Below are 16,404 nucleotides of genomic sequence, written 5' to 3' on the forward strand. Positions count from 1 at the left end.
TGGGGAGGACCGGCACCACGGACTCTGCCTCTTGGAGCGCACACCAAGGCAAGGCCCTGGGGCCCCGCCCGGCGCCGTCAGACCCCGGCGTTGAGGAACAGCCCGCCGTCCACGACGAGCGTCTGGCCCGTGATCCAGTCCGCGGCGTCGGACAGCAGGAAGGCCGCGGGCCCGCCGATGTCCTCCGGGACGCCGAGCCGCGCCATCGGGTAGCCGGCCGCCGCCTCCTCCTCGCGGTTCTCGTACAGCGCCGCCGCGAACTTGGTCTTGACCACCGCGGGTGCGATGGAGTTGACCCGCACACCGGGCGCGAACTCGTGGGCCAGCTGCAGCGTCAGGTTCACCATGGCAGCCTTGCTGATCCCGTACGCACCGACGAAGGGCGAGGCGTTGAGGCCGGCGATCGAGGCGATGTTGACGATCGCGCCGCCGTTGTCCTTCTGCCAGGCGTGCCAGGTGCGCTGCGCAAAGCCCAGTGCCGAGACGACATTGGTCTCGAACACCTTGCGCGCGACACCCAGGTCGAGGTCGGCGATGGGGCCGAACACCGGGTTCGTTCCGGCGTTGTTGACGAGGTAGTCGATGCGGCCGAAGGTCTCCATCGCGCGCTCGACGGTGACGGCCTGGTGGGCCTCGTCATGCGCCTTGCCGGCGACGCCGATCACCCGGTCGGCGCCCAGCTTCTCGGCGGCCTCCTTGAGCGAGTCCTCGTTGCGGCCGGTGATGACGACCCGGTCGCCGCGGGCCACCAGTGCCTCGGCGATGCCGTAGCCGATGCCGCGGCTGCCGCCGGTGATCAGCGCCACCTTGCCGGTGAGCTCGGGGAGCCCGCTGTCCTGCTCGGTCATGTTCTTTACTCCTGGAGTCGGTGGGGCGGTCAGTTGAGCGGGCCGCCGGCGACGTACATGACCTGGCCGGAAACGAAGCCGGCCGCCTCACCGGTGAAGAACGCGATGGCGTTGGCGATGTCCTCGGGGCGGCCGACGCGCTGCACCGGGATCTGGGTGGCGGCCGCGGCCTGGAACTCCTCGAAGCCCATGCCGACGCGCTCGGCGGTGGAGGCGGTCATGTCAGTGACGATGAAGCCGGGGGCGACGGCATTGGCGGTGACGCCGAACTTGCCGAGCTCGATGGCGAGGGTCTTGGTGAAACCCTGCAGACCGGCCTTGGCCGCCGAGTAGTTGACCTGGCCGCGGTTGCCGAGCGCCGAGCTGGAGGAGAGGTTCACGATCCGGCCGAACTTGGCGTCCACCATGTGCTTCTGGCAGGCGCGGGACACCAGGAACGCACCGCGCAGATGCACGTTCATGACCGTGTCCCAGTCGAGCTCGCTCATCTTGAACAGGAGGTTGTCGCGGAGCACACCGGCGTTGTTGACGAGGACCGTCGGCGCACCGAGCTCGGACGCGACGCGTGCGACCGCCGCGTCGACCTGCTCGGCGTCGGAGACGTCACAGCCGACCGCGATGGCCTTGCCCCCGGCCTTGGTGATCTTCTCGACGGTGTCCTTGCAGGCCGCCTCGTCGAGGTCGAGTACGGCGACGGCACGGCCCTCGGCGGCCAGGCGGACGGCGGTGGCCGCGCCGATACCGCGGGCCGCGCCCGTCACGATGGCAACGCGCTGCTCGGTGGTGGACATGCGGGTTCTCCTCACCCTCGAAACCTCGACAAGCGGTCCGCCGCACCGATCCCGTGGGTGAGCAACCGCTTAGTAGCCTGAGCAGGGCTGACGCTAGAAGCCCGGCAACGCGCTGTCAACGTCCCACCACTGCGCCGTTGCCCACCTCACCGGCGAGGCGGGCCGGAGCCCGGCGTGATCGCGTCCCACCACAGAGCGCCCGGACCGCCCCCAGGCGGACCGGACGCTCCGAACGGCGCTCCCGCGGAACCTCAGCGCACCAGCAACTCCAGCAGCCGTTCGGCCTCGGCGGCGGGGTCGACGGTCAGGCCGATATGCACCGGTCCCGGCTGGACGATGGTGCTGCGCGGCGCCATCAGCCAGCGGAAACGGCGTCCCGCGTCCTCCCCCGCCGCCTGTCCGGCCCGCTCGCCGCCCTGGCAGATGCCCTCGACGGCACCGAGCGCGGCCCGCACGCCGGCCACGTCGGTCGTGGGATCCAGGGCCAGCAGCCGGCTCTCGTCCAGATAGGTCCTGGCCTCGACGAAGCGCCGGGCGTGGCAGTACACGACCACACCGGCATTGATCATCTCGCCGCGCTCGACCCGGGGTACGACCTTCAGCAGGGCGTACTCGAAAACATCGCGCCCGTTGTGCAGACCGGTCATTTCACTGCCCTCCGTACCAGCCTGGCGGCCAGCCATTCCGGCGCCTGCGAGGGCTTGTCCTCGGTGGGCTCCCCAAGAGTGATCTGATCGCTGATCGTCCGGGCGCGGGCCAGCAGGGTGCTGACATACGCCTGGCGCAGCGCGTCCGGGGAGTCGAAGCCGGGCTCGTCGGCCAGCCATTCGTCCGGCACATCGGCCGCGATCCCGGTCAGCAGCTCCTCGGTGACCCGTGGCGCGAACTCCTCGGCCGCCGCCGCGATATCCGGCCCGAAGGTGGCCAGCACATGGTCGGAAGCGTTGTACGGCCGGACCGAAGCCTTCTCCGCACTCGGCCAGTTGTGGTGCCAGATCATCGCCGCGCCATGGTCGATCAGCCACAGTTCGCCGTGCCAGACCAGCAGATTGGGATTGCGCCAGGAACGGTCGACGTTGTTGATCAGCGCGTCGAACCACACCACACGGCCCGCCTCGCGGGCACTCACCTCGAAGGCGAGCGGATCGAAGCCCAGCGATCCGGGGAGGTAGTCCATGCCCAGATTGAGCCCACCGCTGGCCTTGAGCAGCTCCTGGACCTCCTGGTCCGGCTCGCCCAGCCCGATGACGGGATCGAGCTGCATCTGCACCAGATCCGGCACCCGCAGCCCGAGCCGCCGACCCAGTTCTCCGCAGATGACCTCGGCAACGAGCGTCTTCCGCCCCTGCCCGGCACCGGTGAATTTCATGATGTAGGTACCGAGGTCGTCGGCCTCGACGATCCCCGGGAGCGATCCACCCTCACGCAAGGGCGTGACATAGCGGGTCGCCACGACTTCATTAAGCATTATCCAAGGCTCCAGGACTCTCTTACCTTACGATCCACAGCCAACCTCATTCAGGTGCAACCCAGGGAACCGTGGCGACCAACCCTGGGGAGAATCTGGGGAGTTTCGACTGACACGCCGCTCCCCCGTCCCCTCCGAGCAGCCCGTCGATGGCCGTGCGCCCCTTACTCCCTGCCTCCGGCATAAAGTGGGCATAGTAACCGAGCGTGACAGTCGGCGAGGAGTGACCGAGCCACCGCGCCGAAGTCACCACGGGCTCCCCTGCCTCCAGCATGATCGAGGCACAGGTGTGCCGCAGCACGTGAAAACCATCCTTTGGCGCCGCCTGCCACCGCCACTGCTTCGCCCCCTGGGGCGCGGCGGGATGATGTCGGCCTTGGCTAAGGGTCGTCCCGTAACCGGAGTTGAAGTGCACGGTTACAGCCCTGGGGCCCGGATCGGTATCGGCGCGACTCTGATCAGCAACCGACCACGCCCGCACCTGGCTGCGGTGTCGCCCGGGCTGCGCACGGGGAACGCGCTGGTGGTGACGCTGCCGGTGCAGCTCGGGGTGGTGGCGGTCACGGGGCTGCTGAATCTGCGGCCGCCCCGGTGGTCGGCCGAGAGCTGAGCGGGACCGGCCGCGCCCGGTACAGCAGCAGAGCCCGGTACGGCAGCAGAGCCCGGACCGCGCGTCGCGGTCCGGGCCCTGCCCCGTGCGGTGCCGCCCTGCGGCGGCAGTGCGTCAGCTCTGTGCGGCGTCGTCGCCCGCCTGCCCGGTGCCCTCAGCTGCGCCTGTCTTCTCGCGCATCTTGCGCACCAGCTCCGCCTTCTGGTCGGCTGCACCCTGGCGGTCGAGGTTGCGGTGCGGGCCGTTGTTCTGCCGTTCGGCGCGGGACAGCTTCTTGCGCTGGCCGCCGCCCATGCCCACGGGGTTGTTGATGTTCTTGCTCACGGTCACGGGTTCTCCCGGTAATGATGTGGAGTGATCTACGGATTCATCGGTGGGGGGCGGGCGGCGACGTCAAAGGACGTCAGCAGGGGCCCGTCACGCTCTCACTCGTAAATCGGCGTCTGGAAGAACATGACAAGGAGATTACCCGGTTCCGTCGGCCCCGCACACCAACTTTTCGCCGCCCCGGCGTCGGCCCGGCCTCCGGCGAGCGCCCGGGGTCAGCCGTTTCCATCGCGACATCCGCGAGGCAGTCACCGCCGAGCGCGACCGCCAGGGCGACGTCCAGGAGGACCTTGCCGGGATCGTGTATGGCCCGGGGCTTCCGTCACGGAGGCTCGCCTCGTGTAGGCGCGAGGCTGATTGACCCGATCGGCCGTCAGTTCTTCTTCAGCTCCTCGGCGAGCATCACAAGGATGCCGCTGGGACCGCGGAGGTACGTGAGCTTGTAGACGTCCTCATAGGTCGCCACACCGCGAAGCGGACGGCAACCGTGCTTTGCGGCTACCTCAAGGGCTTCATCGATGTCGTCGACCGAGAAGGCGACGCGATGCATGCCAATCTCGTTGGGAAGAGTGGGCTTCGACTCGATCGCTTCGGGGTGGATGTACTCGAAGAGCTCAAGGCGACCGTGACCGTCTGGCGTCTGGAGCATCGCAATGTTGGCGTGATTGCCATCAAGGCCGACGGCGGTGTCGGTCCACTCACCACTGACCGTGTCACGGCCGACGACCGTGAGGCCGAGGTCGGTGAAAAAGGAGATCGTTGCTTCGAGGTCGCGAACAGCGATGCCGACGTTCTCAAGTTTGATGGCCATGCGTGGCATGCTACCGAGCTGGGCGGATCAGGTACTGCCGGCAAGGACGCAGCCGTGTACCAGGAGGCCCAGTTACTCACCGTCCTCGAAGCAAGAAGCCGCTTCCAGGCAGGCGTGCAGACGGTGCGGCGCGGCTGTCTGCCCAGCTCCGCCGACTGATGCCGAAAGGCAGTCCAACCGTCCGTAGTGGACGGTTGAACGGTTGAACAGCCCCTCTCTTATCCCCGACAGGCTTTTGTCGCACCGCACTTGAGTCGCGATTGAGCCACCTCGATCGACCCCGTGCCACACTCGGCGCATGCTCCACAGGCGTGCTGATCAATTGCTGATCGAACGGACAAAGCAAATCCGCAGGGGTCTCACGGGAACCCCGCTGATTCCCCTGGCGGACGAGCGGTGCGACATCGTCGCCAAGCTGGAATTCTGCAATCCCGCCGGAAGTACCAAAGACCGTTCGGCACTGTGGATTTTGGAACAGGCAATCGGTCGCGGGGAGATAGCGCACGACACCACGGTGGTCGAGTCGTCCTCCGGCAATTTCGCGCTGGCCCTGGCTTTCTACTGCCGAATGCTCGGCATTTCGTTCGTCCCGGTCATCGATCCGAACTGCAACGAGGCCACCGAGGCCCAACTCCGGCTGCTGTGCGGGCGGGTGGAGAAGGTTGCCGTCCGTGATGCGGCGGGCAGCTACCTGAAGACCCGGCTGTCACGGGTGCAGGAACTGCTGGTCGAACTCGACTCGGCCTATTGGCCCAACCAGTACGCCAATCCGGATGCCCGCGACGCGCATTACCGCTTCACCGCACACGAGTTGATCGCGCAGGCCGGTCCGCTCGACTACCTCTTCGTCGGCGTGGGCACGGGCGGCACGATCGCCGGGCTCTCCCACCGGGTGAAGGAAACGTACCCGGGCTGCGTGGTCGTCGCTGTTGACACCGAAGGCTCGGTGATCTTCGGTGGCTCGCCGAAGAAGCGGCGGATCCCCGGCATCGGCTCCAGCATCGTGCCGCCGCTGTGCGGTCAGGCGCTGATCGACCAGGTCGAGATCGTCTCCGAAGTGCGCGCCGTCGAGGCCTGCGGCGCCCTGGTCGCCAAGTACGGCTTGTACGCCGGAGGTTCGACCGGCAGCACCTTTGCGGCCGTCCAGGACTACTTCGCTCGGCACCGTCCCGGCGCACACCGTCCCCGGGTCGCCTTCATCGCCGCCGACCGCGGCCATGCCTACGCCCAGACCGTCTACGACCCCACGTGGGTCCAGCAGCTGCGCGCGGAAGAGGTACAGCCCGCCGGCGTCGAAGCTCTGTCCGTCAGCTGAAGGAGAACCACCCGTGTCCACCCTGGCCCCACCGCCCATGACCGTGATCGGCGCGGGCGACATCGCCGCCGAGACGGACCGTCACCGTCCGGAGCTCATCGAGGTCGTCCGTGCCGCCTACCTCGCGCACGACGCCGGACAGAGCTCGAACCCGCACAGCTCGTTCCTGCGCTTCCCGCACCAGAACCGGTCGCGCATCATCTCCCTGCCCGCCTACCTGGGCGGCGAGTTCGAGGTCGCCGGCAACAAGTGGATCGCCAGTTTTCCGGACAACACGCAGCACGGAATCCCCCGCGCCTCGGCCACGCTGATCCTCAACGACTGTGTCACCGGCTACCCGTTCGCCTGCATGGAGTCCTCGATCGTCTCGGCGACGCGGACCGCGGCCTCCGCGGTGCTCGGCGCGCAGACGCTGCTCGGCGCGCGCCGTGCCCGCCGAGTCGGCATCGTGGGCACGGGTCTGATCGCCCAGCACGTATGGCGGTTCCTGCGTGATCTCGACTGGGAGATCGACGGCTTCCGGCTCTTCGACCTCGACCCGGCGGCGGCGAGCCGCTTCGGCGTCGTCATGGCCGAGCACACCGAGGCCGAGATCGTGGTCGCCGACACGGTGGAGGACGCGTTCACCGACTGCGACCTGGTGGTGCTGACCACCGTGGCCGGCGAACCGCACCTGCACGACCCCCGGCTGCTGGCCCACAACCCGGTGGTCCTGCACCTGTCCCTGCGCGACCTCGCCCCCGAGATGATCCTCGCCGCCCAGAACTTCACCGACGACGTCGACCACGCCGTACGCGAGCGCACCTCGCTGCACCTGACCGAACAGCGCACCGGCAACCGGGACTTCGTCGACGGCACCCTCGGCGACCTGCTGCGCGAGCGGCTGCGCCGGGACCACGGACGCCCGGCGATCTTCTCGCCGTTCGGACTCGGCGTACTCGACCTCGCCGTCGGCAAGTGGGTGCACGACCGGGTCGTCGCCGCGGGCCGGGGCCGCCGCGAGAGCGACTTCTTCACCGGGGTGGGGGTCTGACGCATGAGCGCCTCACCCGCCCCGCGCCCCGCCGAGGACCGGTACGTCGTCGTGGTGAACCACGAGGAGCAGTACTCGGTCTGGTTCGCCGAACGTGCCCTGCCCGCCGGCTGGACCGCCACCGGCCGGCAGGGCACCCGCCAGGAGTGCCTGGACCACATCGATCAGGTGTGGACCGACCTGACCCCGCGCTCCGTGCGAGCGTCACGATGACGGCCGCTGACCTCGCAGCGGCCTGGCTGCGCGGGCTCGGCAGCCGTGAACTCACCGCGCAGCGGCGCCTGTTCGTCTTTCCGCACGCCGGAGCCGGCGCCTCCGCCTACCGGCTGGCGGCGTACCTGCCGGACACCGTCGAAGTCTGTACGGTCCGGTTGCCCGGCCGGGAGACCCGGTTCGCCGAACCGGCCCTGACGTCCCTGGACGAGGCCGTGGCCGCGCTCGCGCCGCTCATCGCGGACCACACGGACCTGCCGTACGCCTTCTTCGGGCACAGCATGGGCTCCCTGATCGCCTTCGAAGCGGCCCGGCGGCTACGTGCACTCGGCACCCGCCTACCCGACCGCCTTTTCCTGTCGGGCATGCGCGCCCCCGGCCTGCCGGACCGCGACCCGCGGCACACGCTGCCGGACGACAAGCTGCTCGCCACAGCCGAATTCGACGGTGTGGCTGCCGAGTTGCAGGAGCTGCTGCTGCCGCTGCTGCGCGCGGACCTGACGCTGTGCGAGACGTACACGCCCCGGGCCGAGGCACCCCTGCCCTGTCCCCTGACCGTCCTGGCCGGCGCGGACGACGACAGCGTCGACGGGACGGAGCTCGCCGACTGGCGCAAGCACACCTCGGCCGACTTCGAACTGCACCTGTTCCCGGGTGCCCCCCACCTGTATGTGCGCGGCGCGGAACGACAGCTGGCAGAGACGATCACGCGCACCTTCCCCGCACGGGGCTGAGAAAGGATCGTTCATGGCGCCGACCACCCTGGTCGCACTGTGGGAGCAGCAGGCAGCCGCGACACCCGACGCGGTCGCCGTCGTCGCGGGAGCACACCGCGCCACCTACGCCGACGTGGACCGCCGGGCCACGGCACTCGCCGCCGAGCTGCAGGCACGCGGCATCGGACCGGAGGACCTGGTCGGCGTCTGTCTCGGCCGCTCGGTCGAGATGGTCGTGGCCCTGCTCGGCATCCTGAAGTCGGGCGCCGCGTACCTGCCCCTCGACCCGAGCTACCCGACCGACCGGCTGCGGCACATGACCACCGACTCGAGGGCCGGGCTGTGGCTGTGCGACGCGGATCACCGCGGGCAGGCCCTGGCGTCCGGCGTGGCCGACGTCCTGCTGGTCGAGGACCTCCCCGCGGAACCTGCCGCACATGTGGCCCCGGTGGTACACCCGCACCACCTGGCTTACGTCCTCTACACCTCCGGTTCGACCGGCCTGCCCAAGGGCGTGGCCGTCGACCACGCGGCGATCGCCTCGTTCCTGCGGAGTGTGGCCGAACGCCCCGGCCTCGGGGCGGACGACCGGGTCCTCGCGCTGACCCCACTGTCGTTCGACATCTCGATACTGGAACTGTTCCTGCCGCTGACCCGGGGAGCGACGGTGGTGATGGCCCCGCGCGCCGCCAACACCGACCCCGAGCTGCTGGCCGCCACCATCGCGGAGGCGGGGGTGAGCGTCGTCCAGGCGACGCCGACCACCTGGCGGATGCTGCTGGCGTCCGGCTGGACGGACGGGCACGGCCGGGTACTGCTGTCGGGCGGTGAGCCGCTCGATCCGCAGCTGGCCCGCGACCTGCTCGCCACCGGCGGCACCCTGTGGAACCTGTACGGGCCGACCGAGGCGACGGTGTGGGCCACCGCCGCCCGCATCGACGCCGTGGCCGACCGGGTCACGGTCGGCACGGCCCTGTCCAACACCCGGCTGCACGTCGTCGACGAGGGTGGGCGGGAGGCCGGCCCAGGAGTCACCGGCGAGCTGTGGATCGGCGGCGCGGGCGTGGCGCGCGGCTACCTCAACCGGCCCGCGCTGACCGCCGACCGGTTCGTGCCCGACCCGTTCGGGGACGACTCCGGGCGCCTGTACCGGACCGGCGACCTCGCCCGGTGGTCCGCCGACGGCCTGCTGGAGGTGCTGGGACGCAACGACCACCAGGTCAAGGTGCGCGGCTTCCGCATCGAGCTCGGTGAGATCGAGGCCTGTGTGCGCAGCCACCCCCTCGTCACGGACGCGGTGGTGGTCGTGGACCGCGAGGCAGCCGGCGGCGACCAGTTGGTGGCGTACCTCGTGCCCGCGCACGACGCGCGGGACGTATCCGAGGACCTGCCCCGCCAGGTCCGTGACCACCTCGCGCAGCGGCTGCCCGCCCATATGGTGGCGCAGGGCTACGCAGTGCTCGACGCCCTGCCCCGCACCCCCGCGGGCAAGGCCGACCGCGGCGCCGTGCGGCGGATCCCGCACGGCCCGGTCCGGGCGAGCGGGCCGATGCCCGACGACGCCCCGCTGCCGCCGCACACCGCGGCGGTGCGCCGCGTGTGGGCCGAGGTGCTCGGGCTCGACGAGGTGTCCCCGTACGACGACTTCTTCGGCCTGGGCGGCCAGTCGCTCACCGCGGTACGGGTCGTGGCCCGGCTGCGTGCGGAACTCGGCGTGCCGGTCGACGCCCAGTCGGTCTTCGCCCATCCGACACCCGCCACGCTCGCCGCCGCCCTGGACGGCGTGGCGCCCTCGGACGACGAGCCGATCCCCGCGGCCGCGACCGCCGAACTCTCCTTCGGCCAGGAGCGGATCTGGTTCTTCGAGCAGCTGAACGGCGCAGTGCCCGCCTACCACCTGCCGGTCGCCCTGGGCCTGCCCGGCGGGCGCGTCGACCTGACGCTGCTGGAGGACTGCCTGTCCGCGCTGCTGCACCGGCACCCGGTGCTGCGCACGGCCCTCGCCGCCGTCGACGGCCGGGTCCGCCCCGAACTGCGCGAGCCGGGACCGGTGTCGCTGCGCTGCACCGAGGTCGCCGAGGAGGACCTGGACGCGCTGATGACCGAGCGCATCCGTGCCCCCTTCGCCCTCGACCGCCCACCGCTGCTGCGCGCGGACGTGCTGCGCACCCCGAGCCGTGACATCACGTTGCTGACGATTCATCACATAGCGTGTGACGGCGCATCGGTGGACCTGTTGGTGCGGGAACTGGGCGAGCTCTACACGGAGCTCGCCGCCGGCCGCCGCCCCGCCCCGGCGCCGCTGCCCGTGACGTACGCCGACTACGCGGCCTGGCAGCGCGAGCGACTCACCGGCGCCGAGCTGGCGCGGCTGCTCGACCACTGGCGCACCCGGCTGTCCGGCGTGCCCGCCCTGGAGCTGCCGACCAGCCGACCCCGGCCGGCCGTCGCGAGCCACCGCGGCCGCCGCGAACTGCTGTGCGTCCCTGCCGACTTGGCACACCGGCTGCGCGCGCTGTGCCGGGCCGAGGGCATCACCCTGTTCATGGGCCTGCTGGCCCCGTTGCAGGTGCTGCTCGGCCGGTACGCCGACGAGAGCGATGTCGCCGTCGGCACCCTGGCGGGCGGCCGGCCGCGCCCCGAACTGGACGATGTGGTCGGCTACTTCGTGAACACCATCGTCCTGCGCACCGACCTGTCCGGCGACCCGACCTGGCGCGAGCTGCTGGGCCGGGTCCGCGAGGTCGCGCGGCAGGCGTACGCGCACCAGGAGCTGCCCTTCGAGAAGCTGGTGGCGGAGCTGAGCCCGGAGCGCGACCTGAGCCGCAACCCGCTCTTCCAGGTGCTGTTCGCCCTGCACGAGGAGCCGGGGGCCGGTCACCTCACCGAGCTGTACGACCGCAAGGAGCTGGAGGGACGGCTCGGCACCGCCCGCTTCGACCTCGCCCTCGACGTGACGGACCACGCCGCCGGGACCGGTGACCTCAGCATCTCCGTCGAGTACGCCACCGACCTGTTCGACGCGGACTTCGTCCGGGACCTCGGCCGGCACTTCCTGCGGGTGATCGAGCAGATGGTGTCCGGCGCCACGGCCCAGCTGTCCGAGCTGGAGATCGTCTCGGCCGATGAGCTGCGCGCCCTCTCCCTCGGCGACCGGACCGAGCCGCTGCCCGAGCCGACCACCCTGGTCCGCCTGTGGGACCGCCAGGTGCGGACCACCCCGGACGCGATCTGCGTCGTGGGCGACGGCCGGTCGCTGACGTTCGCCGAGACCGACGCGCGGGCCTCGGCCCTGTCCCGGGAGCTGCGAGCCGGGGGCGTGCGCCCCGAAAGCCTGGTCGGCGTCTGCCTGGAACGCTCGGTGGAGCTGGTGGTCGCCCTGCTGGGCGTGCTGAAGGCGGGCGGCGCCTACGTCCCGCTCGACCCCGGCTACCCGACGGACCGGCTGCAGTACCTGCTGGCCGACTCGGGCGTACGCCTGGTCGTCGCGGACCCGGGGCACCCCACCTCGGCCCTGTTCGGCGACGGTGTGCGGCTCGTGACGGTGGACCAGGAACCCGGGGCGGACCCCGGGCCGGCCGAGGAGGCACAACCGCACCACCTCGCCTACGTGATCTACACGTCCGGCTCGACCGGCAACCCCAAGGGCGTCGCGATCACCCACGCCAACATCACCGGGTTCCTGGAGTGGAACCAGCGGCTGGGCCGGCTCACCGGGCGGGACCGGGCCCTGCTCAACCACTCGGTGGCGTTCGACAACTCGGTCTGGGAGATCTTCCAGTGCCTGGTGTCCGGCGCCGAACTGCACCTGGCGAGCCCCACCGCCGCCTACGACCCCGAGGAGTTCCTGCGAGAGGTCGCCGAGCGCGGCATCACCACGCTCAACGCGACGCCCTCGCAGATGCGGATCCTGCTGGAGTCCGGTACGGATCCCGCTCCGCGACTCGCCTCCGTACGCCTGGTGTTCACCGGCGCCGAGGCCGTGCCGCACGATGTGGCCCGCCGCATCCTGTCCTCCACCGCGCCGGGATGCCAGGTCTTCAACGAGTACGGGCCCACCGAAGCGACCGTCACCTCGGCGTTCTGCCCGATCACCGAGGAGCTGCTCGACCGGCACAGCCATCGCCCGAGCGTCCCGTTCGGCCGGGCGACCGACAACGCGCACCTCTACGTGCTGGACCCGCAGCTGCGCCCGGTCGCCCCGGGCTGTCGCGGCGAGCTGTACGTCGGCGGCAGCGCGGTCGGCCGTGGCTATCTCGGCAGGCCGGCCCGCACGGCCGGGGCGTACCTGCCCGACCCGTACGCCGCGGAGCCCGGCGCCCGTATGTACGCCACGGGCGACGTGGTCCGGCTGCTGCCCGACGGAAATCTGGTCTTCCTGGGCCGCAACGACCACCAGGTCAAGGTGCGCGGCTTCCGCATCGAGCTCGGCGAGATCGAGTCCGCACTCCAGAGCCACCCCACCCTCGCCGACTGCGTGGTGGCCGTGCGCCGCACCCGCACCGGCGTGGACCAGCTGTCGGCCTACCTGATCCCCGAGCACCCCGACCGCCCCGCCCCGGACCCGGCGGAACTGCGCGCCCACCTGGCGGAGCAACTGCCGCCGTACATGCTGCCGCAGAGCTACACCGTGATCGACGAGCTCCCCCTCACCCCGAACGGCAAGGTCGACCGGGACGCACTGCCCGACCCACGCCCGGTGCCCGCCCCGGCTCCCGCCACCCGCCGGGCCGTCACCAAGCAGCAGCTGCTCGTCGCCGAAGTGTGGCGGGAGTGCCTGGGCGTCGAGGAAGACTTCGGGCCACAGGACGACTTCTTCGACGTCGGCGGCACCTCGTTGACCATCACCACGGTCGCGGGCCGGCTCGGCGAGCGACTCGGGCGCCGGGTCCCGCCGGTCCTGGTCTTCCGAAACCCCACCGTCGCGGGCCTCGCCGAGGCCCTGGAGGCGGACACACAGCGATGAGCAGCACCAACGGCACAAGCGTCGACCTGGTCGACGCCTATCCGTCTCCGTCGAGTCACGCATCGGCGTAGGCGTTCATGAACCGCGGCTGCGCCGTCGTCCGCGTACGGAGCACGGCGGAGGCAAGGCGGCGGGACTGCGCGGCGCGCGGCAACTGCTCGTCGAGTACGCCGGATCGCTGACGACTTCCCTCGCGAAGCGCGTTCTTCGTGCAGAGGTGGGCCGTGCGCCGTCCGTCCCCGTCCCGGGTCAGCCTGCTGCTCGGCACGGAAACCGCTGTGGGCCGCCGCGGCCGGCATCGCGCTCGGCCGCGAACGGCTCGGCGCGCTCGGCCGCGAACGGCTCGGCGCGCTCGGCCTCGCGGGCGGCGCGCTGGTGCCGGCCGGGACGGCATGGGGCCGCAGGGCCGCGGGCTGACGCATGGCGAACACGGGAAACGCCGACCGCCGCCCGGTGTGCTGCCGGGCGGCGGTCGGCGTTGAGCGCGGTGCGCGCGGTGCGCGCTCAACAAGCGCGGGCAGGCTCAGCCGACGGGGTCGCCGTCGAGCTGCTGCACGGGGGCGATGTCCCCGGCCGGTGCGGCCTCGCTCGTGGCCGCGGGCCGCCGGTCGAGCCCGATCACGAGCGGTACGGCCAGCACGCTGATCGCGGTGAGGAACACCCAGGGCAGCGCCGCACCGCCCTCCAACAGCGCTGTGAGCAGCGCCGGGGCGAGGGCACCGCCGATCGACCAGGACAGCTGGTAGACGCCCAGATAGCGGCCCCGCAGATGCTCGGGCGCCATCACCACGCTCAGTTCGCTGGTCGGCGGCGAGCTGAGCATCTCGGCCACGGTGTAGAGCACCATCGCGATCAGCAGCCCGGCGATCACCGCCCAACCGGGCAGCACGAGCAGCGTGCCGAAGACGACGAACGCCGCCGCGTTGAACAGCAGGGCCAGCACCAGCACCGTCACCGGCCTGCGGGCCTCGATCCACCGGCTGGCGAGCGTCTGGAGCAGCGCGACCATGACCGCGTTCAGCACGACGACCACGCCGACGATCCAGGCGCCGACATCGAGGTTGTCCACCGCGTAGACGGCGAGCAGCACCGAGATCACCGTGGAGGCGAAGACGAAGGAGATGTTCGTCGCGACCAGCCGCAGATACCGAGTGTCCTTCAGCACGGTGCGATAGCCGCCCGAGGGTTGTCCGGTGGTTTCGCCCGCCGCCTGCTCCGACTCGGCGGGCTTCGGCTCCGCGGGCCCGGCGCCGGCCGCCTCGCTCGTGTCCGCGCCCCGCAAGGTGATCATGAGCCAGCCTGCGACGGCGAAGGTCACCACGTTGATCACCATGACCGCCTGCAGCCCGGCGACGGTTCCGATGCTCAGGGCCACCGCGGACGCGGCGCCGCCGAAACCGACGCCGACATTGCGCAGGGCACGGACGAAGCCGAACCAGCGGGCCCGCTCGACGCCCCGGGCGACCAGCACGATGAGCGGACTGTTGCCCATCCAGAAGGCGGTGGCACCCAGTTGCACCACGAACTGCCACAGCACGATCTGCCAGGCCGCGTGCGAGAACAGGAAACCGATGAATCCGGCCGCCGAAATCCAGTTACCCGCAGCGACCACGGTGCGCGGACCATATGTGTCCAACAGGCGCCCGATAAAGAGCGGAACGGGCAGGACGAGCAGCTGGCCGATGGTCAGCGCGGCGCCGACGGCGACCAGTGACAGCGACGTCGTCTTCACGAAGAAGACGACGGTGAACGCCATCACCAACCCGTTTCCCAGGCTGTCGATCAGATTGGCCGTGACGAATCGGCCTTTTCCCGCGAGGTCCGGCAGGCCCCAGGCCGTCTGAATCCGCCGCCACGCCGAAGGCGCGGGGGAATGCTGCGGCATCATGACTTCTCTTTACTTCGCTGCACTGGCAGGCACTTCGCCCCAGACGGGCAGCTCGCTCTGGTGGAAGACGGCTGCGCTGCGCGCCTTGGCATGCGCCATGATGCCGATGACACTGCCCGAACCGGCCGGCACCGTCTTGGCCCATGCCCCTGCCCAACCATGCGGGGTGTAGAACAGGCCATAGGCCGCATGCCATTCCTCGGTTTCCCCGGATACCGGGTCCACCACAAGCTCAGGCCGGGGGATCACTCGCTCTTGTACGACACATCCTTCGGCGGCAGAGTTCTCCAGAGCCCGCCGCCACGTGGCGTCGTCCGTCTCCCAGCCCACCACGACGCCGGCTCCGCCGCCGCGCGCGTTGACCTTCAGGATCAACTGCTCGCGCCGCTCCAGGCATTCGTCGACGAGGTCGGTGTCGGTCTTGAGCGCGTCAGTGTTGATCAGTCGGGTCCAGGGCAGCACCCGGTCGATGAGCCGGCACTCGTCCTCGCTGAGGTTGCGCCGCCGCGCCGGGTCCGAAAGCAGCGCCATACAGGCCTTGTTGGCGAACATGTTGCTGGAAAGCGGGGTCCACAGCAGCGTCCCGCCCGCCCGGTGCGCACGCAGCAGAGGCGCGACCAGGTCCCAGCCGTCGGGTTCCTCGGCGATCTGGTCCGGGACGAAGGCGCGGTAGACCACGTCGATCTTCGTGTCCCCGAGGTAGAGCGCCTCGCCGCGTTCGTGCACGTCGGAGACCTCGGCCACCAGGATGTCCAGGCCCGCCGAACGCAATGCGGACTGGAAGTTGAGCCATTGCTCGCCGTAGTCCTTCAGACCGCCACGCCATTCCAGCATGGCCACCACCGGCTCGCGCCCGGGTGCCACCTGGGCGCCGAAGCGGCGCAGCACCTCCACCGCGGCGCGAGCGGGATCCACGTAACCGAGCCGGTTCCGGCGCGCGAAGCCGGCGAAGGCGTCGACCTCCATCGTCGCCCGGGAGATTTCACCCGCGACGCCCCAGGCGCCGGACTCGCTCCCCAGATTGAACTCAAGAAGTTTGAATGAGGTGCCGTCGTGGTACATGTCGGCCCGGCCAAAGTAGGGCGGCAGCAGGTCACCGAACTGCCGTATCGCTTCCCAGCGGTCGTCGCTGATGCCGAGCACCGACCGGAATGCTTCCAGATCGCCGCCGAACATCCGGTCCGGCAAGGAAAAGAGTGTTTCGCCGAGGTGCTGCAGGTCATCGGCGAACTCACGAATCTCACGCTCGGCGACGAAGAGGGGCCTGGCCAAAGGCTCGCTGTGCCAAGATGTGAGCGTCGGGAAGTCCTTGACGTGCTGGGCGACCGTGGGCAATTCGCTGCCCGGTATACGGAACTCCTCGTTGTACTGGGCCGTTACCCGCTCCGCCGACATGAAGTCTCCGCTCCTGCTCGATG

The 16,404-nt window shown here is 70.4% G+C and carries 16 protein-coding genes and 1 pseudogene; 7 read left to right on the forward strand and 10 right to left on the reverse strand.

What is annotated here, in order from left to right; all coding sequences use genetic code 11:
• Positions 1-77 precede the first annotated feature (77 nt).
• The 5 genes from ACWGI6_RS19975 to ACWGI6_RS19995 form a co-directional block, all read right to left on the reverse strand.
• Complete coding sequence (locus ACWGI6_RS19975; RefSeq protein ID WP_453268734.1) at positions 78-848, reverse strand: SDR family oxidoreductase; 771 nt, start codon at positions 846-848, stop codon at positions 78-80.
• Positions 849-877: 29 nt separating this feature from the next.
• Positions 878-1,639: a 3-oxoacyl-ACP reductase FabG gene (gene fabG / locus ACWGI6_RS19980; RefSeq protein ID WP_453268735.1), complete on the reverse strand. Its 762-nt coding sequence runs from the start codon at positions 1,637-1,639 to the stop codon at positions 878-880.
• A gap of 251 nt (positions 1,640-1,890) precedes the next feature.
• Positions 1,891-2,286: a DUF3037 domain-containing protein gene (locus tag ACWGI6_RS19985; protein WP_453268736.1), complete on the reverse strand. Its 396-nt coding sequence runs from the start codon at positions 2,284-2,286 to the stop codon at positions 1,891-1,893.
• Positions 2,283-3,107, reverse strand: a complete 825-nt coding sequence (locus ACWGI6_RS19990; RefSeq protein WP_453268737.1) for a HipA family kinase — start codon at positions 3,105-3,107, stop codon at positions 2,283-2,285. The genes ACWGI6_RS19985 and ACWGI6_RS19990 overlap by 4 nt, the downstream gene beginning before the upstream one ends.
• Positions 3,108-3,153: 46 nt before the next feature.
• A complete protein-coding gene (locus tag ACWGI6_RS19995) occupies positions 3,154-3,381 on the reverse strand; it encodes an integrase (RefSeq protein WP_453268764.1) in 228 nt (75 codons plus the stop codon).
• A gap of 135 nt (positions 3,382-3,516) precedes the next feature.
• Here ACWGI6_RS19995 and ACWGI6_RS20000 point away from each other — a divergent pair, with 135 nt between their 5' ends.
• Positions 3,517-3,717 carry a hypothetical protein gene (locus tag ACWGI6_RS20000; RefSeq protein WP_453268766.1) on the forward strand — a complete coding sequence of 67 codons (201 nt, stop codon included), beginning with the start codon at positions 3,517-3,519 and terminating at the stop codon, positions 3,715-3,717.
• Positions 3,718-3,831: 114 nt separating this feature from the next.
• Here ACWGI6_RS20000 and ACWGI6_RS20005 read toward each other — a convergent pair whose 3' ends face one another.
• Both ACWGI6_RS20005 and ACWGI6_RS20010 read right to left on the reverse strand, forming a co-directional pair.
• Positions 3,832-4,047, reverse strand: coding sequence for a DUF6243 family protein (locus ACWGI6_RS20005; protein WP_453268738.1), 216 nt, complete (start codon positions 4,045-4,047; stop codon positions 3,832-3,834).
• Between the two features lie 370 nt (positions 4,048-4,417).
• Entirely contained in the window at positions 4,418-4,855 is a 438-nt protein-coding gene (locus tag ACWGI6_RS20010; protein ID WP_453268739.1) for a VOC family protein, read from the reverse strand.
• A 298-nt stretch (positions 4,856-5,153) separates the two neighbouring features.
• Between ACWGI6_RS20010 and sbnA the strand changes: the two genes are divergently transcribed.
• The 5 genes from sbnA to ACWGI6_RS20035 are packed head-to-tail and all read left to right on the forward strand — an operon-like array spanning position 5,154 to position 13,098.
• A complete protein-coding gene (gene sbnA, locus ACWGI6_RS20015; RefSeq protein ID WP_453268740.1) occupies positions 5,154-6,170 on the forward strand; it encodes a 2,3-diaminopropionate biosynthesis protein SbnA in 1,017 nt (338 codons plus the stop codon).
• A gap of 37 nt (positions 6,171-6,207) precedes the next feature.
• Positions 6,208-7,203, forward strand: coding sequence for a 2,3-diaminopropionate biosynthesis protein SbnB (gene sbnB, locus ACWGI6_RS20020; protein WP_453268765.1), 996 nt, complete (start codon positions 6,208-6,210; stop codon positions 7,201-7,203).
• Between the two features lie 3 nt (positions 7,204-7,206).
• Positions 7,207-7,416, forward strand: coding sequence for an MbtH family protein (locus tag ACWGI6_RS20025; protein ID WP_453268741.1), 210 nt, complete (start codon positions 7,207-7,209; stop codon positions 7,414-7,416).
• Positions 7,413-8,150 carry a thioesterase II family protein gene (locus ACWGI6_RS20030; protein WP_453268742.1) on the forward strand — a complete coding sequence of 246 codons (738 nt, stop codon included), beginning with the start codon at positions 7,413-7,415 and terminating at the stop codon, positions 8,148-8,150. The genes ACWGI6_RS20025 and ACWGI6_RS20030 overlap by 4 nt, the downstream gene beginning before the upstream one ends.
• 13 nt (positions 8,151-8,163) lie before the next feature.
• Entirely contained in the window at positions 8,164-13,098 is a 4,935-nt protein-coding gene (locus tag ACWGI6_RS20035) for an amino acid adenylation domain-containing protein (RefSeq protein ID WP_453268743.1), read from the forward strand.
• A 55-nt stretch (positions 13,099-13,153) separates the two neighbouring features.
• On the opposite strand, the gene ACWGI6_RS20040 is transcribed toward ACWGI6_RS20035, so the two are convergent.
• Positions 13,154-13,366, reverse strand: a complete 213-nt coding sequence (locus tag ACWGI6_RS20040; RefSeq protein WP_453268767.1) for a hypothetical protein — start codon at positions 13,364-13,366, stop codon at positions 13,154-13,156.
• On the opposite strand from ACWGI6_RS20040, the pseudogene ACWGI6_RS20045 reads away from it, so the two are divergent.
• Positions 13,299-13,515 (forward strand): annotated as a pseudogene (locus ACWGI6_RS20045) (hypothetical protein); the annotation flags it as partial. The gene ACWGI6_RS20040 and the pseudogene ACWGI6_RS20045 sit on opposite strands and share 68 nt — an antisense overlap.
• Before the next feature lie 106 nt (positions 13,516-13,621).
• On the opposite strand, the gene ACWGI6_RS20050 reads toward ACWGI6_RS20045, so the two are convergent.
• On the reverse strand, positions 13,622-14,986 hold the full coding sequence (locus tag ACWGI6_RS20050) for an MFS transporter (protein ID WP_453268744.1): 1,365 nt from the start codon (positions 14,984-14,986) through the stop codon (positions 13,622-13,624).
• A gap of 9 nt (positions 14,987-14,995) precedes the next feature.
• Positions 14,996-16,381: a hypothetical protein gene (locus tag ACWGI6_RS20055; RefSeq protein WP_453268745.1), complete on the reverse strand. Its 1,386-nt coding sequence runs from the start codon at positions 16,379-16,381 to the stop codon at positions 14,996-14,998.
• Between the last annotated feature and the right edge of the window lie 23 nt (positions 16,382-16,404).

The organism is Streptomyces sp. NPDC054786 (assembly GCF_053611685.1).